Raw genomic sequence first — 17,723 nt, 5'->3', positions numbered from 1 at the left:
GGTCTGTGACATTCGATAATTTTTAGAGTTTTGCCGGTGTGGCGCGAGGACAGGGCGCGGCTTCTAGCCAAGTCGCTGATTCCAGAAACCAAACCGCCCGCAAGGGCGAATGGCGAAACGGCTATCGATGTTAGCAAGCCGGCGCAACGTTTACCGGACCGACACGAAACTGTCATGCGACTGTTATAAACGAGCGTTATGGCCTCACCGGGCGCAGAAGGAACGCGCCAAGAGACCACACCATCCGAACAGGAGCAGGCCATATGAAACGATACCTTTTGACGGCGTCCGCTGCGGCGCTCGTGCTGGCCGGGACGGCTGGCTTCGCCTCGGCGCGCGACCAGATCCAGGTTGCCGGTTCGTCCACCGTGCTGCCTTACGCCAAGATCGTTGCCGAGCAGTTCGGCGAGACCTTCACCAACTTCAAGACCCCGGTTGTTGAATCGGGCGGAAGCGGCGCCGGCATCAAGGAATTCTGCAAGGGCGTCGGTGAAAACACCATCGACATCGCCAATTCCTCGCGCCCGATCAAGAAGGACGAAGTGCAGTCCTGCATCGACGCCGGCGTCAAGGAAATCCAGGAAGTGAAGATCGGCTATGACGGCATCGTCTTCGCCACCGACATCAACGGCCCGGATTGGGCGCTGACGCCGGAAGACGTCTACAAGGCGCTGGCCGCCAAGATCGCCGTGGACGGCAAGCTGGTCGACAATCCGAACACCAAGTGGAACCAGGTCAACCCGAACCTGCCCGACTGGGATATCGCCGCCTACATTCCGGGCGAGAAGCACGGCACGCGTGAAGTGTTCGAGGAAAAGCTCCTCATCGCCGGCTGCAAGAAGCTCGGCGGCGTCGAGGCCGGCACGGCTTCGGGCCTTGACGAGAAGGGCGCGGAAGCTGCCTGCAAGGCAGTTCGCAAGGACGGCAAGGCGGTCGACATCGACGGCGACTACACCGAGACGCTGGCCCGCATCGATAGCAACAAGACCGGCGTCGGCGTGTTCGGCCTCGCCTTCTACGAAAACAACGCCGACAAGCTGAAGGTCGCCACCGTCGGCGGCATCACGCCTTCGGTCGAGACCATCGCCAAGGGCGAGTATCCGGTTTCGCGTCCGCTGTTCTTCTACGTGAAGAAGGCGCATCTGGGCGTCGTTCCCGGCCTCAAGGAATATGTCGACTTCTTCCTCGACGACCAGATGGTTGGCCCCGAGGGTCCGCTTGCCGAGTACGGCCTGGTTGCCGCGCCGGACGCCGAGCGCGCTGCGCAGCGCGAAGCCTTCGACGCCGGAAAGACGATGTAATCAATACTGGTGCCGGGGCGCGGTCAGCCGCGCCCCGGCATTCGCCGTCTCTTGAGAGGCGACGGTCATCCGATCCCGGAACGGACCCATGTCATCATTCATCGTGATTGCCATAATTCTCGCCATCGGCCTTGCCGCGTTCATAGTCGGCAGGCAACGCGCAGTGGCGCAGAACGACGGCAAGGTGAAGCCGCATTCGCGCGCACACTATCATGGCTGGTGGGCGTTCCTGCTCGCAGTGCTGCCTGCGCTGCTCATGCTTCTGGTGTGGGATGCCGGCAGGTCAACCTATCTCGGCCGCCAGGTCCATGCGGCGCTGCCGGCACAGGCGGAAGACGGTTCGCCGATCAACGCGCAGATTTCGGCCGGACTGGTGAACAGCCTCGCAAGAGGGCTTCGCCGCCTCGATGCGGATACGCAGGCGTCCTTGCCTGCGACATTTGCCGAATTGCAGCCCTTGCTTGCCCAAAAGGGCGTCGCGCTGGCCACCGATACCAGGGACTACATGATCCCGATCGCGCAGGCGGCGAATGCCTCGCAGGATCGGTTGAGCCTGATCGGCGGGGTGCTTGCGATCGTGCTTGCCGCAGCCGGCGCGCTTTACGCGGTCGGTGCGGTCAAGCCGCGCGGCCGTGCCCGCAACAATGTCGAGAAGCTGATGCTGTGGGGGCTGCTTGGCGCCTCGACCATCGCCATCTTGACCACCATCGGCATCGTCCTGTCGATGCTGTTCCAGACCATCCAGTTCTTCGGGTCGGTATCGCCGATGAATTTCTTCTTCGGCACGGTTTGGGACCCGCGCTTTGCCGCTGCCGGTTCAGGGGGCAGCGAGGGCCAGTTCGGCCTTATCCCGCTGCTTGCCGGCACGCTCTACATCGCCCTGGTGGCGCTTTTGGTGGCCGTGCCGGTCGGGCTGATGTCAGCCGTCTACATGGCCGAATACGCATCCTCCAAGGTTCGCGCGGTGGTCAAGCCGGCGCTTGAACTGCTCGCCGGCATCCCGACCATCGTCTACGGCATCTTCGCGCTGGTGACGCTGGGGCCGTGGCTGCGCGACATCAGCGCGGCGCTGACCGGCGGCGCGCCGTTCATCCAGGGGCAGAGCATTTTCGTCGCCGGCCTCGTCATGGGCATCATGCTGATCCCTGTCGTTTCCTCGCTGTCCGACGACATCATCACCGCCGTGCCGCGCGCACTGCGTGACGGTTCGCTCGGGCTTGGTGCGACGCGCTCCGAAACCATCAAGCGGGTGGTGCTGCCGGCCGCGCTGCCGGGCATTGTCGGCGCGGTGCTTTTGACCGCCTCGCGCGCCATCGGCGAAACCATGATCGTGGTGCTGGCGGCAGGCGTTGCCGCCAACCTGACGCTCAACCCGTTCGAGGCGATGACCACGATTACCGTCAAGATCGTCAACCAGTTGACCGGCGACCTCGAGTTCAACTCGCCGCAGACGCTGGTCGCCTTTGCGCTCGGCATAACGCTTTTCGGCCTGACGCTGATCATGAACATCGTGGCGCTTGCCATCGTGCGGAAATACCGGGAGCAGTACGAATGACCGACGTTTCCATCGATACGATGCCGGTTGCGGCAGCGCCCGCGCGGCGCGACATCGGGCTGAAGGCACGCTACCGTGCCGAGCGCCGGTTCCGCATCTACGGCGTGCTGGCAATCTCGGTCGGGCTGATCTTCCTCGCCATCATGCTGGCTTCGATCGTGCTCAAGGGCCATACCGCCTTCTGGCAGACGACCGTGACCCTGCCGATCAGCTTCGACGAGAAGGTCATCGACCCGCAGGGCGAGCGCGCCACTGACCCTAATGTGCTGATCAAGGCGAACTATCCGAAGCTTGCCGAGAATGCGCTGGTTGCCAAGCTTGGCATCAACGCCGACGACAAGGCTGCGGTGCGCAAGCTCAAAGGCTTCCTTTCCGACGGCGCGCGCGTACAGTTGCGCGACATAGTGGTTTCCGATCCTTCTGTGATCGGCACGACGCGCGACGTCGAAGTGCTTGTCTCCGCCAACATGGATTCTGCCTTCAAGGGCCAGATCGACCTGAGCGTCGACCAGGCGCGCCGCAAGGTTTCCGACCAGCAGGTCGCCTGGATGAACCAGCTCAAGGCCGAGGGCGTCATGGCCGAGCATTTCAACAGCGGCCTGTTTACGTTTGGCGCATCCAGCCGGCCGGAGACTTCCGGCATGGGCGTCGCCATCATCGGCTCGTTCTACATGATGGCGATCGTGCTTTTGCTGGCGCTGCCGATTGGCGTGGCGGCGTCGATCTACCTTGAAGAATTCGCCAAGAAGAACCGCTTCACCGACCTGATCGAGGTCAACATCAACAACCTTGCAGCCGTGCCGTCGATCGTGTTCGGCCTGCTCGGGCTTGCGGTGTTCGTGAACTTCCTTGGCATGCCGCGCTCGGCTTCCATCGTCGGCGGTCTGGTGCTGACGCTGATGACGCTGCCGACAATCATCATTGCGACGCGCGCGGCACTTGCCGCCGTGCCGCCTTCGATCCGTGCCGCGGCTCTCGGCCTCGGCGCTTCGCGGATGCAGATGGTGTTCCACCACATCCTGCCGCTGGCAGCACCCGGCATCCTGACCGGCACAATCATCGGGCTGGCGCGCGCGCTCGGTGAAACGGCGCCGCTTTTGTTGATCGGCATGGTGGCCTTCGTGGCCGACTATCCGGCGACGCCATTCGACCCGGCAACCGCACTGCCGGTGCAGATCTACATGTGGGCGAACGAGGCCGAACGCGCCTTCGTCGAACGCATGTCGGGCGCAATCATCATCCTTCTCATTTTCCTGATGGCCATGAACATCACGGCAATCGTGCTGCGCCGGCGTTTCGAGCGGCGCTGGTAGCAAAGGGACGAACAATGAATATCATGACCGAAAAAACCCTTGAAAGCGCAGTGGACGCCAAGATGAGCAGCCAATCGAACGAAGCCATCAAGATGCGCGGCGACAAGGTCGGCGTTTTCTACGGCGACAAGCAGGCGCTGTTCGACGTCGATCTTCTGGTGCGGCAGAACCAGGTGACCGCGCTGATCGGCCCATCCGGCTGCGGCAAGTCCACCTTCCTGCGCTGCCTCAACCGCATGAACGACACCATCGATAGCGCCCGCGTGGTCGGCAAGATCACGCTCGACGGCGAGGACGTCTACGACAAGGCCATCGACGTGGTTGAATTGCGCGCCCGCGTCGGCATGGTGTTCCAGAAGCCCAATCCGTTCCCGAAGTCGATCTACGAGAACGTCGCCTACGGCCCGCGCATCCACGGCCTTGCCCGCAACAAGAGCGACCTCGACGGCGTCGTGGAATCGAGCCTGAAGCGCGCCGGCCTGTTCAACGAGGTGAAGGACCGCCTGCATGAGCCCGGCACCGGTCTTTCCGGCGGCCAGCAGCAGCGCCTGTGCATAGCGCGCGCCATTGCGGTGTCGCCGGAAGTGATCCTGATGGACGAGCCATGCTCGGCGCTTGACCCGATCGCCACCGCGAGGGTGGAAGAGCTGATCGACGAACTGCGCCAGAACTACACCATCGTCATCGTGACCCACTCCATGCAGCAGGCGGCGCGCGTGTCGCAGCGCACGGCGATGTTCCATCTCGGCTACCTGGTCGAGGAGGGCGCGACCGAGAAGATGTTCACCAACCCCGACGACAAGCGCACGCAGGACTACATTACCGGCCGCTTCGGTTGAGCCGCCATCTGCGAAACGCCTAGAGATTTGAGGACAGCATCATGGGTGAGCACACCGTTGCGTCATTTGACGAAGACCTCAACGAGGTCAGCAGACTGGTTCGCGACATGGGCGATCTTGCCGGCTCGATGGTGAGCGGCGCGACGCGCGCGCTGCTCACCTCCGACAATGCGCTGGCCCAGCGCGTCGTTTCCGAGGATGCGGTGATGGACACGCGCCAGCGCGAGCTGGACGACCGCGCGATTACGCTGATCGCCAAACGCCAGCCGATGGCGCAGGACCTGCGCGCGGTGGTCGGCGCCATCCGCATGGCAGGCGACCTCGAGCGGATCGGCGATCTTGCCAAGAACATTGCCAAGCGCGTCAGTGCGGTCGGCAAATCGGCTGCGCCGCGAGAGCTTGCCCATTCCATCGAGACCATGGCGGGACTTGTGCTCGCCCAGGTGCAAGGCGTTATCGAGCGCCATGCGGCTCGCGATGCCGCCGGACTGGTGAAGCTGCGCGAAGAAGACGAGCGCATCGACGTCAAATATACATCGGTGTTCCGCGAGCTTCTCACCTACATGATGGAAGACCCGCGCAACATCACGCCCTGCACGCATCTTCTGTTTTGCGCCAAGAACCTTGAGCGCATCGGCGATCATGTCACCAACATCGCGGAAAACGCCTATTATGTGCTGACCGGCGAACAGTTGCCGGTGCATCGTCCGAAGCAGGACGAGACGGCAATGTCCGCCGCTTGAAGCGCAAGACGGGAAAACGAACAAGATGATTGCACCGCGCATCATGGTGGTCGAAGACGAGGAGCCGCTGGGCGTCCTGCTTCGGTACAATCTGGAATCGGAAGGCTATCAGGTCGAAGTCATCACGCGCGGCGACGAGGCGGAGATCAGGCTGCAGGAGAATGTGCCCGACCTTCTGGTGCTCGACTGGATGGTGCCCGCGGTGTCCGGCATCGAACTGTGCCGCCGCCTGCGCATGCGTCCCGAAACGGAGCGGTTGCCGATCATCATGCTCACCGCGCGCGGCGAGGAGAGCGACCGCGTGCGCGGGCTTTCAACCGGTGCCGACGACTATCTGGTCAAGCCGTTTTCGACGCCCGAGTTCATGGCCCGGGTAAAGGCGCTCCTGAGGCGCGCCAAGCCTGAAGTCCTCTCATCCGTCTTGAAGGTCGGCGACATCGTGCTCGACCGCGAGTCGCACCGGGTCTATCGCAAGAAGAGCGAGATCAAGCTCGGGCCGACCGAATTCCGCCTGCTCGAGTTCATGATGCGCCATCCCGGCCGCGTGTTCTCGCGCGGGCAGTTGCTCGACAATGTCTGGGGCGAAACCATCTACATCGACGAGCGCACGGTGGACGTGCATGTCGGGCGGTTGCGCAAGGCAGTCAACAATGGCCGCATGCCGGACGTCATCAGGACCATTCGCGGGTCCGGCTACGCGATCCAGGAAGAGTAGACGGCCAACGGCTTTCGGGGCCAGCCGCAGGGCTGACCGCACTCAGGCCATTTCGTGACCGGCGGCGAGCTCCATCTGGGCCGGATTGCCGGCGGCGAAGATTTCGTTGTCGACGAAGGTCAGTGCGCGCATGGCGCAGCCTCCGCGCAACAGCGCCAGTTCGTCCGGTTCCGTGTCGAAAGATATCGAGGTCGAGTGGTGGCCGCCCGCCGTCCTGGCGATGGCTTCGCGCAGCGCCGGTTCGATGAGGTCGAAGGCGGCAGCGCTTGCCCCGACCATCGCGACCGGAGCCGGATCGATCAGCGCAAACAGGCTGCCGAGGCCGAAGCCAAGCGCCTCGCCGGCCTTGCGGTAGGCTTCCCGCTCCGGCCCGTCATGGTCTCGGGCAGCGTCAGCCAAGGCGCGCATATCGGCCTCGCCGATGTCGTCCACCGGCTCGGCGTTTTCGTCCATGCGCCGCGCATTGCGCCAGATGGCGTAGTTGCCCGCATAGGCCTCGATGCAGCCTCGCCGTCCGCAGCGGCATAGCGCGCCGTCAGGCCGATGGATCATGTGGCCGAACTCGCCGCCGGATGAATGCGTGCCGGTGAACAGCTCGCCCTTCAGGACCAGCCCCATGCCGATGCCGTGCGACAAGAGGATGGCGATAAAGTCGTTCCTGTAGCGCTCGGGGTCGCGCCAGCGCAGCGCCACGGCCATCATGTTGCAGTCGTTCTCCACCGTCACGGGAACGGAAAATTCACGCTCCAATATGTCGGCAAAAGCGATGTCGGTGTGTGGCGTGATCGGCGACCACAGCATGGCGCGGGCCGGCGCGTCGGTGATGCCCTGTATGGCCAGGACGATGCGCAGGACGCGGCGGCCGTCGCGCCTTGGATCATCGAGCTTGCGCCTGACGATGGCCACGCATTCGCCGATGAGGTCCTCGCGCGGCATGGCGCGGGTGTCGAGCCGATGCTGCTCTTCGGCGACGATTTCGCCGGCATAGTCGAGCAGGGTTGCGGCAAGGAAATTGAGCGACAGGACGACGGTCATGACCACCGCCGCCTTCGGCTCCAGCGCCAGCGCCACCTGCGGCCGGCCACGCTTCAGGGCGAGCTGTTCGTGACGGGCTTCGGCCAGAATGCCCTCGGAAATCAGGTCGGACGAGATTGCCGAAATGGTGGAATGGCTGAGGCTGGTGACCGCGGCGATTTCGGTGCGCGAGGTCTGGCCATTGCGCCGCACGGCCGAGATGACCATGGCGCGGTTGCGCCGGCGCAAATCGTCGTGGCGGATTCCCACCGTCATGTCGCGTTGTCCTCCCTTCGGCAGCGCGCCGTGCATAACAGCACAGCGATAGTGTCAGAAGCTCCATGCGATGTCATTATTTAATTCGAGTTCCGAAAAAAATCATTTACGGGCGCGGAATCACAGTTGACAGAAAAGCGGTGTTGCGGCACACTTTTTTCGAGGCTCGAAAAAAAGAGCTTCCGCACCAGCATCGGGTCAGATTAGTCGCGCCTGTGTGGCGCAGGGAGGAAATCATGAGGAAATTTACGGCCGCCATCCTGGCGGGTGCCGCTATGTCGCTGACGCTCGTCGCGACCGCCGAGGCAAAGGACAAGGTCATCGGCGTCTCCTGGTCGAACTTCCAGGAAGAGCGTTGGAAGACCGACGAGGCTGCCATGAAGGCGGCAATCGAGGCTGCCGGCGACAAGTACATCTCCGCCGACGCGCAGTCGTCCGCGGCCAAGCAGCTTACCGACGTCGAAAGCCTCATCAGCCAGGGCGCCAATGCGCTGATTATCCTGGCCCAGGACGCTTCGGCCATCGGCCCGGCGGTGCAGAAGGCGCTGGACGAGAGCATTCCGGTCGTCGGCTATGACCGCCTGATCGAGAACAAGGACGTCTTCTACCTTACCTTCGACAACAAGGAAGTCGGCCGCATGCAGGCCCGCGAAGTGTTCAAGGTGAAGCCGGAAGGCAACTACGTCTTCATCAAGGGCTCGGGCGCCGATCCGAACGCAGACTTCCTGTTTGCTGGTTCCATGGAAGTGCTCAAGGAAGCCATCGACAGCGGCAGGATCAAGAATGTCGGCGAAGCCTATACCGATGGCTGGCTGCCGGCCAACGCCCAGAAGAACATGGAGCAGTTCCTGACCGCCAACGACAACAAGGTCGATGCGGTCGTGGCGGCCAATGACGGCACCGCCGGCGGCGTCGTCGCGGCGCTGACGGCGCAGGGTCTTGCGGGCAGCGTTCCGGTGTCGGGCCAGGATGGCGACCATGCCGCCCTCAACCGCGTGGCGCTGGGCACCCAGACCGTTTCGGTGTGGAAGGATGCACGTGAACTCGGCAAGAACGCAGCCGAGATCGCTTCGCAGCTTGCCGACGGCAAGGCCATGACCGACATCGCCAACGTGCAGGACTTCACCACGCCTGGCGGCAACACCGTCAAGTCGGTGTTCCTGACCCCGATCGCGATCACCAAGGACAATCTCAACGTCGTCATCGACGCCGGCTGGATTTCCAAGGATGCGGTTTGCGCCGGTGTCGCCGCCGGTGCGGTTGCCGCCTGCAACTGAGTTCGCCTGACGGTGAGCATGATGCGCCGCGGCCCAAAAGCCGCGGCGTTTTCAAAAGAAGCGCGGATGCTGTTGGCCGGTTCGGCAAAAAAGGCGCAAGCGGCACCGCCAGGGGCGTGCCTGAAAACAGCGCATCTTCCTACGCGCTTTCCGCTTCCGGCGACGCCGGAAAGACAATAGCATGAGCACGCTGCGCAAAAGCATCGGACCGACAAGCGCGGCGGTTTCTATCCGATGCGAAACGGCCAGGTGGGCAACACGCCGATTGGTTGCGGGCCGATCTGACGCCAGAGGCAAGCCGGTGGGAGGAAACCATGAGTGACGTGACCTCAGCAACGACGGTCGACCGGGCGCGGGAGGCTGAACTAGGCCCTGTCGCCCGCTTCCTGAAAGCGACAGAACTCGATACCCGCATGCTGGGCATGGTCGCGGCGCTGATCCTGATCTGGATCGTGCTGCACTTCCTGTCCGGCGGGCTTTTCCTGACGCCGCGCAACCTGTGGAACCTTTCGGTCCAGACTTCGTCGGTCGCGATCATGGCAACCGGTATGGTGCTGGTCATCGTGATGCGCAACATCGATCTGTCGGTAGGTTCGCTCGAAGGCGTCATCGGCATGATCATGGGCGTGCTGCAAGCCCAGATTCTCATCCGCGTCATGGGTTTCTCCGCCGGCGATCCGTGGATATGGATCATTGCGCTGGCCTGCGGCATAGCCTTCGGTCTGCTGATCGGGGCCTTCCAGGGCTTCATCATCGCCTATCTGGAAGTGCCGTCCTTCATCGTCACGCTCGGCGGCCTGCTGGTCTGGCGCGGCGCGGCATGGTGGGTCACCAGCGGCCAGACGGTCGCACCGCTCGATGCCACGTTCCAACTCATGGGCGGCGGCCCGAACGGCTCCATCGGCGCGACGTGGAGCTGGATCATCGGGGTTGTCGCCTGCCTCGCCGTCATCTTCATGCTGCTCAACGGTCGCACCCAGCGCAAGCGCTTCCGGTTCCCGCTGCGGCCGGTCTGGGCCGAGGTGTTTCTCGGCGCGGTTGCCTGCGCCGTCATTCTGGGCGCCATACAGGTCGCCAATTCCTATCCGTGGCCGGTCGGCATCGTGAAGCGCTATGCGGAAGCGAACGGCATAACGATCCCGGAAGGTGGGCTTTTCATTGCCCACGGCATCGCCATTCCCGTTTTGATGGCGGTGATGGTCGGCATCGTCATGACTTTCGTCACCAACCGGACACGCTTCGGACGCTACGTTTTCGCCATCGGCGGCAATCCTGAGGCGGCTAACCTTGCCGGTATCAACACACGCTGGGTGACGATGAAGGTGTTCATGATCATGGGAGCGCTGGTGGCCATCAGCGCGGCCATCTCGTCGGCCCGTCTCAACGCCTCCACCAATGCGCTCGGCACGCTGGATGAACTTTTGGTCATCGCGGCTGCGGTCATCGGCGGCACATCGCTTGCCGGCGGCGCAGGCACCGTTGTCGGCGCCATGCTGGGCGCGCTTCTGATGCAGTCGCTGCAATCCGGCATGGTGCTGCTCGGCGTCGATTCACCATTGCAGAGCATCGTCGTCGGCGCGGTCCTGGTCGTCGCGGTCTGGCTCGACACCGTCTATCGCAAGCGGGTTTAGGGAGGAATTGACCATGGCTACCGCTCAAGCTGCCAATGCAACTCCGCTGGTCGACCTGCGCAACATTTCCATCGCCTTCGGCGGCATCCGCGCCGTCGACGATGCCTCGGTCGATCTCTATCCGGGCGAGGTCGTGGCGCTGCTCGGCCATAATGGCGCCGGCAAGTCGACGCTGATCAAGATCCTGTCGGGCGCCTACAAGCGCGACGCAGGCCAAATCCTGGTAAACGGCGAGGAAGCCTCGATCTCGAATCCGCGCGACGCCAAGAAATACGGCATCGAGACGATCTACCAGACGCTGGCGCTGGCCGACAATGTCGATGCCGCCGCCAACCTGTTCCTGGGGCGCGAGCTGATGACGCGCTGGAACACGCTGGACGACGTGGCCATGGAAGCGGAAGCCCGCAAGGTGATGGGCCGCCTCAACCCGCGCTTCCAGCGTTTCAAGGAGCCGGTCATCAAGCTGTCGGGCGGACAGCGGCAGTCGGTGGCTATTGCACGCGCGATCCTGTTCAACGCGCGCATCCTGATCATGGACGAGCCGACGGCTGCCCTTGGACCCCAGGAGACGGCGCAGGTGGGCGAACTGGTCAAGCAGCTCAAGGCCGACGGCATCGGCATCTTCCTCATCAGCCATGATATCCATGATGTCTTCGATCTTGCCGACAGGGTGTGCGTGATGAAGAACGGCCAGGTGGTCGGCACCGCGAGGACGACCGATGTGACCAAGGACGAGGTGCTTGGCATGATCATCCTCGGCAAATGTCCGGCCGGGGCCATACCCGGGCCGGGGGCGCTGAAGATCGCGGCCTGACTGCCGGGCTGATGGACAATTCAAGAGTGAAGGGCCGGCACTGCCGGCCCATTCATTTCCCACATTCATTTCCAATGCGAAGACTCGGCCAAACCGTGCCTTGTGTTGGCGCGTGGACTTGCTAAGAAGTGCGGGGGCTAGCCACGGACCGCATCATCTGTTGAAGAAACTTTTCCCGATTCTGACGTTTCTGGCCGTGGCATTGATCAGCCTGACTATGGCGGGCTTTGCCTATTTCGCCACGCAGGAAGCCTCCCGCATCAAGTTCCAGGCGACGGTCGATGATGCCGTCAATCGCATCGAGAGCCGCATCGATCTGCACCTTTCGCTGCTTCGCTCGACCCAGGCGCTTTTCGATGCACGCAATGGGCAGGTCACGCGCAACGAGTTCAAGGCCTACTTTAACGCGCTGGATGTCGACGGGAATTTTGCCGGCTTGCGCGGTATCGGGTTCCTCAAGCTGATCCGCACCGGAGACGAGGCAGTCGCCGAACGCGCGATCAAGCAGGAATATGGCATAGACCGGGTCATCTATCCGGCCACGACGCAGCAATGGCGCACGCCAATCGTGCTGTTCGAGCCTTTGGAAGAGAGAAATCTTTCCAGCGTCGGCTACGACATGTTCACCGAAGACGCCCGCCGCGCGGCGATCGAAGCTGCAATGGCGGACGACGAACAGCACGCAAGCGGGCGGGTTCTCCTCGGGCAGCAGACTGGCGCAGAGCAAACTTTCCCCGGTTTTCTGGTGTTCGTACGGCTCAACATCGACACCGCGCCTGATGCCGTCGATGCTGCAACGTCTTCGACGGCAGGATTTCTCTATGCCGCTTTCCGGGCCGGCGACCTGTTCCGGGTGGCGTTGCGGCGGATGCCGCTGCTTCCGGTCAATGTCGAGATCTACGACCAGACGGCAAATTCCGACAGCCTGCTGTTCCGGTCGGAAACGCCTCCGGTCGAAGGGATCGGCAACCGGCTTCTCGATACCCGCAAGATAACGGTGGCTGGCCGGCAATGGGTGTTGGAGTTCCGCCCGACAAGTGCGTTTTCGCCACCGTCTTCGCGCGCCATTCCGATCATGCTCGGCCTGTTCGGACTGCTGCTGGCGGGGGCCATCGCACTGGTGGCGCGCTACCAGGAACGCGCCTATGACGCGGTGGCGCAGCTTCATGAGACAACCGAGAAAAGCCTGCTCGAAAAGGACCTGATGCTTCAGGAGATGAAGCATCGCATCAAGAACCTGATCACGCGCGTGCTGGCGATTGCACGCCAGACCGCTTCGGGTGCGACCGACGTCAAGGAATTTTCCGACTCCTTTGCCGCCCGGCTTCAGGCGATGGCCGCATCGCAGGACATGCTGACCCGTTCACGCTGGCAGAAGGCCGATCTTGGCGATCTTCTGCGCATCGAACTCGGACAAGTGTTCGGCAAGGAGTTGCCGAGAGATCTGTTGTCGGGACCCCAGGTGCTGCTTGACGAGACCGCGACACAGGCGCTTGGCCTGACTTTCCACGAGTTGGCGACGAATGCGCTGAAGTACGGCGAGGCCGGCAATGCCGTCGGCGCGCTCAAGGTGGACTGGAAAACGGAACGGCTGGACCGTGAAAGGGTGCTCGTCCTCAACTGGCGCGAATCGGGCCAGACTGGTCTTGAAGCGCCGACAAGAACCGGATTCGGCACCAAACTCATCGACATGAACATCACGCGCGAACTTAACGGCACCATTGAACGCAAGTTCAAGCCGAATGGCTTGCAGGTCGAGATCAGGATTCCCCTGAAATAGCCTACCTCAACGAAAAGAGGCCGGGTTTCCCCGGCCTCCCAATTCTCGACTGACTGTCCGATCAGTTGCAGCGCGCCGTGTAGATGCGGCGGGTATCGGGATCACGATACTGGCAGTAGCCGTTGCGCAAGTTGCGCACCAGGAGGCCGGAACCTGCGCCGACGGCCGCGCCGATCAACGCACCCCTGCCGCCGCCGGCGATCCCGCCAATGACAGCACCGGCCGCTGTGCCGACACCTACGTCCTGCTCGGTGGTGGTGCAGCCGCTCAGGGCCACGAGTGCAGCCACGACGACGATTATCTTGCGCATGTAGTCACTCCTCTCGCTTTTGATGTCTCTCGCTTCGCGGCGATCCCCTGCCATCTAGCACGAGCGCGCCGATTCTGCGTTACGGTTTTCATTCTTGGCTAAGATAGTCTTTTTCAGGGCGGTGGCTGTTGGAGGCAACGACCGTCGCGGTTTCGACCGAGGCATCAAGCTTGCCGTCCGGGGTGACCGACCAGACAAGTTCCGCATAGTCTTCTTCCAGCGCCGGATCGAGGCCGATGCAGGTACCCATGACGTGTTCAGCCTCGCCAGACATTTCGCGAAGCGAAAGCGCCCGCGTAGCGACGCAATCCTCGGCGGTTTCGAATACGGTGACCGGCGCGGGCAATTCCCGGCACTGGGAAAGATCGCCCGAGCAACCCACGATCAGCAACAATGCAGCGATGTGTTCCATTGCGTTTTCCTCTTGGCAGTGGAAACGCACGGAACCGTGCATGGTTCCTGAGATGGTGCGGTTCGTGATGCTATTCCGTTTCGAAATTGCCGTGCGGAACGGTGAGATGGTACTGGAGCCGGCCTCCGGACATGTCGAGAGAGGCTTGTCCGTTCAGTGAAAGCGGCACGACACGCTCGAGGGTGACGCGGCCGAAATGGCGCAAGGTGGGAAGCTCAGCGTCGGATTCGAACGGTTCGCTCCATAGCAGGCGCAGCGACCTAGTTTCGCCGGCCTCGGTCATCAACTCGGAGCCGACATTGACCGCGCCACCCGGCCGCGAAAGGGCGCCATAACCCAGCGAGTTGACGACCAGCTCATGTATGGCGAGGCCGATATGCAGCGCTGCGTTGGGATTGAGATAGGGGTTCGAGCCTTCGAATTGCAGGCTGTTGTGATTGCCATTGGTATAGCGGCCGACCTGCCCATAGATCAGCTCGCGCAATTGCGCCCCGCGCCAGTTGGACGAGGTTACGAGGTCCTGCGAAGAGGCAAGCGATTGCAGCCTGCCCTGGAAGCGGGTGAGGAAGTCGGCGATGGTTTCCGAATAACGCCCGGTCTGGCTGGCGATGCTCTGGATGATGGCGAGCAGGTTTTTCGAGCGGTGGCTGACCTCGCGCAACAGGGCGCGCAGGCTCTGTTCGCGCCGCTTGCGCTCGGTGGTCTCGACCTTGGTGGTCATGACGCCTCGCACGCTGCCATCCTTGGCGACATCGGGATCGACCCAGACCTCGAACCAGCGCATGCCATCTTCTCCGGGCGCACTGATCTCGAACCGGTCCGGTTGACCGGATGCAATCGCACTGCGCCTTGCGGCAATGATGCGATCCGTCTGGGATGGAGGGAGGATGGTATCGCCGTGGCCACCTGCCACCGCCCACGGCGCCGGCATATTGCGCGCCCACACCGTGCGCAGGTCGTTGTCCTGGTAGAGAACTGAAACGCCGGCATTCCGCAAGGCATGGAGCAGTGCCCGGCCGAGCTGCGAATCGTCCTTCAGGGAAGGATCGATGACCTCGCTGTCGAGTTTCTCGGCGGGTTCCTTGTTGCGGCCTGCAGCCATTTTTCTGCCCCTACGCCCCTTTTTAAGACCCCTTCAAGAACGTTCCGCCGGACAGCACCCTTTTCAGGGTTACTGCCCGGCGGCGGCTGGAAACCGTTTGAGGGGGGCGGTTTCCAGTTTCCCGTCGAGAGGATTTATCCGGCGCTGTCATGCCCGCCGGAACATTCCGGCCAGCAGCGAAATCACCAGGAAGGCAAGGAAGATGAAGAAAAGAATCTTGGCAATGCCGGCGGATGCTCCCGCAATGCCGCCGAAGCCAAGCGCACCGGCTATGATCGCCACGACAAGAAACACCAGCGTCCAGTAAAGCATTGTTCGAACTCCTTCATTTCCGTGCAGGCATTTCCTTGCAGGAAAAACGAGAGCCGGCTGCATTGGTTCCCCCGCCGGCGAAAAATCTGGTCAGGCGGCTGCCTTGGCCTGACGGTCGAAGAACAGCGCCTGGCTGATCAATGCCTTGACCATGTCGGGGCTGAACGGCTTGGTGACGAGGAACGCCGGCTCGGGACGCTCGCCGGTCAACAGGCGCTCCGGGAAGGCGGTGATGAAGATGACCGGCACGGATGTCGAGGACAGTATCTCGTTGACAGCATCGATGCCCGAGGACCCGTCGGCGAGTTGAATGTCGGCCAGCACCATCTTGGGCCGCGACTTGGCGAACATGGCCACTGCCTCCGTGTGCGTACGGGCGGTGCCGACGACGCGATGACCAAGGCTCTCCACCATCTCCTCGATGTCCATGGCGATCAACGGTTCGTCCTCGATGATCAGGATATCGGTTGCCACCTGCCGCGAAATCTCGCCGCTCGCCTGTGACAGCAGGTTGGAAAACTCGGCTTCGTCGACATCCAGGATCTCGGCTGCTTCGTCCTCGTCGAAGCCTTCGACCGCCACAAGAAGGAAGGCCTGGCGTTGTCGCGGCGCCAATGCGTTGAGGTTCGCGGCGGCGCGCTGTTCCCAATCCGTAACGGACTGCTCCTGCGGAATGCGAATGGCGATGGATGTGAACATCCTGGCGAAAATCTTGTAGAGCGCGATGCGGTCGTTCGAGGCGGCCGGGAAAATGCCGATGTCGGCAATAATGGCCTCCAGCATCGCCGCGACCAGGGCATCGCCGCTTTCCTGTGAGCCGGAGACGGCGCGCGAAAACCTGCGCAGGTAGGGAAGATGCGGTGCAATTTTAGCAGACAGACTCACGGTTACGTCTCCCTCAAATGACGTGTTTGCATGAACAGACAGGCTAGAATGTTGCAAGCCCCGATCACACAAACTCGCCGACGAATGAAAAGTTCCGTGAAAAATTTTAGCGAGCACTGGAACCAATGCTGATCCACGGCGTTTGCAACGGAATCAGAGCTTAGAGGGGCACCGCTTTGCCTCTTGTTTCGAGTGGAAGGCGGCAGGGAATGGGGCAGAAGGCATTATGAAAGATCAAAACAGAAGCAGCGCCGCCGCGGCAGGCAGGCGTCAGGCCGGTGAAGGCGACCCACTCGGCGCGAATTCTGAAATTGGCCGCAAACTCAAGCAATACTACAACGACTTGGTCTCCGACGAGGTGCCTGATCGGTTCAGCGATTTGCTTAGCCAGCTGGAGCAGGCTGAATCCGCACTGAAGAAGGACTGACGCATGGCCGTATCAGCGGGCTTCAAGAGCGATCTGCTCGGGTCCATCCCGAGCTTGCGCGCGTTTGCCGTGTCCTTGTCGCAGAATGCGGACAAGGCCGACGATCTCGTGCAGGAAACCCTGGTCAAGGCCTGGGACAAGCACGAAAGCTTCCAGCCGGGCACCAATTTGAAAGCATGGCTGTTCACCATCCTGCGCAACGAGTTCTATTCGCAGATGCGCAAGCGCGGACGCGAGGTGCAGGACAGCGACGGAATCATGACGGCAAGGCTTGCAGTCCATCCGGCCCAGCACGGACAACTCGACCTCGAGGATTTCCGCGGGGCGCTTGAAAAACTTCCCGAGGATCAGCGTGAAGCGATCATCCTGATCGGTGCGTCGGGCTTTTCCTATGAGGAGGCAGCGGAAATCTGCAACTGCGCCGTCGGCACGATCAAGAGCCGGGTCAGCCGCGCTCGCAGCAGGCTACAGGAAATCCTGCAGATTTCGGGCGAGGACGATTTCGGACCCGATGCGATTTCCGCTCAGGTGATGACGTCTCCGGCGGATTGAAGAGGCGGAACCTTTAGCGCAGCCGCCACGGCCGCAATGAGATCGCCGCCCGAATAGGGCTTTTCGACCAGCGCGACGCCGGGGAAATCGCGGTTCAATTCGTCGCTGATGCCGTGGCCCGAGGCAAAGACGAAGGGGACGCCTTCGCGTTGCAAGCGGGCGGCAAAGGGCAGCGTCGAAGCGCCATTCAACATCAGGTCGAGGATCGCAGCGTCGAAGCTGAACGCTGCCGGCGTGTCGAAGCCAGCAAGATTGTCGACGATAGCGACATCGGCTGCACCGGCGTCGCGGCAAATCTGCTCGACATCCATGGCAATGAGATACTCGTCCTCAAGGATGAGAATACGCAGTCCATCGAGCGAAGCTGACAACGCCATGACTCTCCTTTGGAGTGGGGGCGCAGTCATGGCCGTATTTTCCTACCCTGTCATTTAAAAAAGACATAGCTTCAGAAAACGGCTCTCG

General features: G+C 62.2%; 19 protein-coding genes. 12 read left to right on the top strand and 7 right to left on the bottom strand.

Annotated elements, in window-relative coordinates:
• Nucleotides 1–263: 263 nt before the first annotated feature.
• The 6 genes from ASD50_RS01120 to phoB all read left to right on the top strand — a co-directional run bounded on the left by ASD50_RS01120 (nucleotide 264) and on the right by phoB (nucleotide 6,466).
• On the top strand, nucleotides 264–1,301 hold the full coding sequence (locus ASD50_RS01120; protein WP_056234561.1) for a PstS family phosphate ABC transporter substrate-binding protein: 1,038 nt from the start codon (nucleotides 264–266) through the stop codon (nucleotides 1,299–1,301).
• Nucleotides 1,302–1,389: 88 nt separating this feature from the next.
• Nucleotides 1,390–2,856, top strand: a complete 1,467-nt coding sequence (gene pstC, locus ASD50_RS01115; RefSeq protein WP_056234558.1) for a phosphate ABC transporter permease subunit PstC — start codon at nucleotides 1,390–1,392, stop codon at nucleotides 2,854–2,856.
• The gene (gene pstA, locus ASD50_RS01110; RefSeq protein WP_056234555.1) at nucleotides 2,853–4,169 is read left to right on the top strand and encodes a phosphate ABC transporter permease PstA; all 1,317 of its coding nucleotides are present in this window, start codon (nucleotides 2,853–2,855) and stop codon (nucleotides 4,167–4,169) included. The genes pstC and pstA overlap by 4 nt, the downstream gene beginning before the upstream one ends.
• 14 nt (nucleotides 4,170–4,183) lie before the next feature.
• Nucleotides 4,184–5,008: a phosphate ABC transporter ATP-binding protein PstB gene (gene pstB / locus ASD50_RS01105; protein WP_056234551.1), complete on the top strand. Its 825-nt coding sequence runs from the start codon at nucleotides 4,184–4,186 to the stop codon at nucleotides 5,006–5,008.
• A 41-nt stretch (nucleotides 5,009–5,049) separates the two neighbouring features.
• Nucleotides 5,050–5,751: a phosphate signaling complex protein PhoU gene (gene phoU / locus ASD50_RS01100; RefSeq protein WP_056234548.1), complete on the top strand. Its 702-nt coding sequence runs from the start codon at nucleotides 5,050–5,052 to the stop codon at nucleotides 5,749–5,751.
• A gap of 25 nt (nucleotides 5,752–5,776) precedes the next feature.
• Nucleotides 5,777–6,466 (top strand): phosphate regulon transcriptional regulator PhoB, encoded by a 690-nt coding sequence (gene phoB / locus ASD50_RS01095; RefSeq protein WP_056234545.1) that lies wholly within the window; start codon nucleotides 5,777–5,779, stop codon nucleotides 6,464–6,466.
• 42 nt (nucleotides 6,467–6,508) lie between these two features.
• On the opposite strand, the gene ASD50_RS01090 is transcribed toward phoB, so the two are convergent.
• Nucleotides 6,509–7,756, bottom strand: a complete 1,248-nt coding sequence (locus tag ASD50_RS01090; protein WP_056234769.1) for an ROK family protein — start codon at nucleotides 7,754–7,756, stop codon at nucleotides 6,509–6,511.
• A gap of 236 nt (nucleotides 7,757–7,992) precedes the next feature.
• Here ASD50_RS01090 and xylF point away from each other — a divergent pair, with 236 nt between their 5' ends.
• From xylF to ASD50_RS01070, 4 genes are all read left to right on the top strand, one after another.
• Nucleotides 7,993–9,033, top strand: coding sequence for a D-xylose ABC transporter substrate-binding protein (gene xylF / locus ASD50_RS01085; RefSeq protein WP_056234543.1), 1,041 nt, complete (start codon nucleotides 7,993–7,995; stop codon nucleotides 9,031–9,033).
• Between the two features lie 314 nt (nucleotides 9,034–9,347).
• On the top strand, nucleotides 9,348–10,664 hold the full coding sequence (locus ASD50_RS01080; protein WP_056234767.1) for a sugar ABC transporter permease: 1,317 nt from the start codon (nucleotides 9,348–9,350) through the stop codon (nucleotides 10,662–10,664).
• 13 nt (nucleotides 10,665–10,677) lie between these two features.
• Entirely contained in the window at nucleotides 10,678–11,478 is an 801-nt protein-coding gene (locus ASD50_RS01075; protein ID WP_056234541.1) for an ATP-binding cassette domain-containing protein, read from the top strand.
• A gap of 160 nt (nucleotides 11,479–11,638) precedes the next feature.
• On the top strand, nucleotides 11,639–13,258 hold the full coding sequence (locus tag ASD50_RS01070; RefSeq protein WP_056234538.1) for a CHASE domain-containing protein: 1,620 nt from the start codon (nucleotides 11,639–11,641) through the stop codon (nucleotides 13,256–13,258).
• Nucleotides 13,259–13,319: 61 nt separating this feature from the next.
• Here the strand turns inward: ASD50_RS01070 and ASD50_RS01065 are convergent, their stop codons facing one another.
• The 5 genes from ASD50_RS01065 to ASD50_RS01050 form a co-directional block, all read right to left on the bottom strand.
• Complete coding sequence (locus ASD50_RS01065) at nucleotides 13,320–13,568, bottom strand: YMGG-like glycine zipper-containing protein (RefSeq protein ID WP_056234533.1); 249 nt, start codon at nucleotides 13,566–13,568, stop codon at nucleotides 13,320–13,322.
• Between the two features lie 88 nt (nucleotides 13,569–13,656).
• The gene (locus ASD50_RS01060; RefSeq protein ID WP_056234529.1) at nucleotides 13,657–13,980 is read right to left on the bottom strand and encodes a hypothetical protein; all 324 of its coding nucleotides are present in this window, start codon (nucleotides 13,978–13,980) and stop codon (nucleotides 13,657–13,659) included.
• A gap of 70 nt (nucleotides 13,981–14,050) precedes the next feature.
• Nucleotides 14,051–15,082 carry a sensor histidine kinase gene (locus ASD50_RS01055; RefSeq protein ID WP_056234525.1) on the bottom strand — a complete coding sequence of 344 codons (1,032 nt, stop codon included), beginning with the start codon at nucleotides 15,080–15,082 and terminating at the stop codon, nucleotides 14,051–14,053.
• A gap of 147 nt (nucleotides 15,083–15,229) precedes the next feature.
• Nucleotides 15,230–15,394: a DUF1328 domain-containing protein gene (locus ASD50_RS22215; protein WP_082549448.1), complete on the bottom strand. Its 165-nt coding sequence runs from the start codon at nucleotides 15,392–15,394 to the stop codon at nucleotides 15,230–15,232.
• A gap of 90 nt (nucleotides 15,395–15,484) precedes the next feature.
• A complete protein-coding gene (locus ASD50_RS01050; RefSeq protein ID WP_056234518.1) occupies nucleotides 15,485–16,279 on the bottom strand; it encodes a response regulator in 795 nt (264 codons plus the stop codon).
• 226 nt (nucleotides 16,280–16,505) lie between these two features.
• Between ASD50_RS01050 and ASD50_RS01045 the strand changes: the two genes are divergently transcribed.
• Together ASD50_RS01045 and ASD50_RS01040 are read left to right on the top strand one after the other, a co-directional pair.
• Complete coding sequence (locus ASD50_RS01045) at nucleotides 16,506–16,706, top strand: NepR family anti-sigma factor (RefSeq protein WP_056234516.1); 201 nt, start codon at nucleotides 16,506–16,508, stop codon at nucleotides 16,704–16,706.
• A gap of 3 nt (nucleotides 16,707–16,709) precedes the next feature.
• A complete protein-coding gene (locus ASD50_RS01040; protein WP_056234512.1) occupies nucleotides 16,710–17,258 on the top strand; it encodes a sigma-70 family RNA polymerase sigma factor in 549 nt (182 codons plus the stop codon).
• On the opposite strand, the gene ASD50_RS01035 is transcribed toward ASD50_RS01040, so the two are convergent.
• Nucleotides 17,231–17,635, bottom strand: a complete 405-nt coding sequence (locus ASD50_RS01035) for a response regulator (protein WP_156464883.1) — start codon at nucleotides 17,633–17,635, stop codon at nucleotides 17,231–17,233. The two genes, ASD50_RS01040 and ASD50_RS01035, sit on opposite strands and share 28 nt — an antisense overlap.
• Nucleotides 17,636–17,723: the final 88 nt, after the last annotated feature.

Origin of the sequence: Mesorhizobium sp. Root552 (assembly GCF_001427285.1) — a bacterium.
Classification (GTDB): Bacteria; Pseudomonadota; Alphaproteobacteria; order Rhizobiales; family Rhizobiaceae; genus Mesorhizobium.
The sequence above is the reverse complement of the archived record's forward strand: the minus strand, read 5'-3'. Positions and strand labels throughout refer to the sequence as shown.

What these genes read in the sequence shown, in the direction of transcription:
- ASD50_RS01120 (WP_056234561.1), top strand. Translation starts at nt 264, where the DNA reads ATGAAACGATACCTTTTGACGGCGTCCGCTGCGGCGCTCGTGCTGGCC.
- pstC (WP_056234558.1), top strand. Translation starts at nt 1,390, where the DNA reads ATGTCATCATTCATCGTGATTGCCATAATTCTCGCCATCGGCCTTGCC.
- pstA (WP_056234555.1), top strand. Translation starts at nt 2,853, where the DNA reads ATGACCGACGTTTCCATCGATACGATGCCGGTTGCGGCAGCGCCCGCG.
- pstB (WP_056234551.1), top strand. Translation starts at nt 4,184, where the DNA reads ATGAATATCATGACCGAAAAAACCCTTGAAAGCGCAGTGGACGCCAAG.
- phoU (WP_056234548.1), top strand. Translation starts at nt 5,050, where the DNA reads ATGGGTGAGCACACCGTTGCGTCATTTGACGAAGACCTCAACGAGGTC.
- phoB (WP_056234545.1), top strand. Translation starts at nt 5,777, where the DNA reads ATGATTGCACCGCGCATCATGGTGGTCGAAGACGAGGAGCCGCTGGGC.
- ASD50_RS01090 (WP_056234769.1), bottom strand. Translation starts at nt 7,756, where the DNA reads ATGACGGTGGGAATCCGCCACGACGATTTGCGCCGGCGCAACCGCGCC.
- xylF (WP_056234543.1), top strand. Translation starts at nt 7,993, where the DNA reads ATGAGGAAATTTACGGCCGCCATCCTGGCGGGTGCCGCTATGTCGCTG.
- ASD50_RS01080 (WP_056234767.1), top strand. Translation starts at nt 9,348, where the DNA reads ATGAGTGACGTGACCTCAGCAACGACGGTCGACCGGGCGCGGGAGGCT.
- ASD50_RS01075 (WP_056234541.1), top strand. Translation starts at nt 10,678, where the DNA reads ATGGCTACCGCTCAAGCTGCCAATGCAACTCCGCTGGTCGACCTGCGC.
- ASD50_RS01065 (WP_056234533.1), bottom strand. Translation starts at nt 13,568, where the DNA reads ATGCGCAAGATAATCGTCGTCGTGGCTGCACTCGTGGCCCTGAGCGGC.
- ASD50_RS01060 (WP_056234529.1), bottom strand. Translation starts at nt 13,980, where the DNA reads ATGGAACACATCGCTGCATTGTTGCTGATCGTGGGTTGCTCGGGCGAT.
- ASD50_RS01055 (WP_056234525.1), bottom strand. Translation starts at nt 15,082, where the DNA reads ATGGCTGCAGGCCGCAACAAGGAACCCGCCGAGAAACTCGACAGCGAG.
- ASD50_RS22215 (WP_082549448.1), bottom strand. Translation starts at nt 15,394, where the DNA reads ATGCTTTACTGGACGCTGGTGTTTCTTGTCGTGGCGATCATAGCCGGT.
- ASD50_RS01045 (WP_056234516.1), top strand. Translation starts at nt 16,506, where the DNA reads ATGAAAGATCAAAACAGAAGCAGCGCCGCCGCGGCAGGCAGGCGTCAG.
- ASD50_RS01040 (WP_056234512.1), top strand. Translation starts at nt 16,710, where the DNA reads ATGGCCGTATCAGCGGGCTTCAAGAGCGATCTGCTCGGGTCCATCCCG.
- ASD50_RS01035 (WP_156464883.1), bottom strand. Translation starts at nt 17,635, where the DNA reads ATGGCGTTGTCAGCTTCGCTCGATGGACTGCGTATTCTCATCCTTGAG.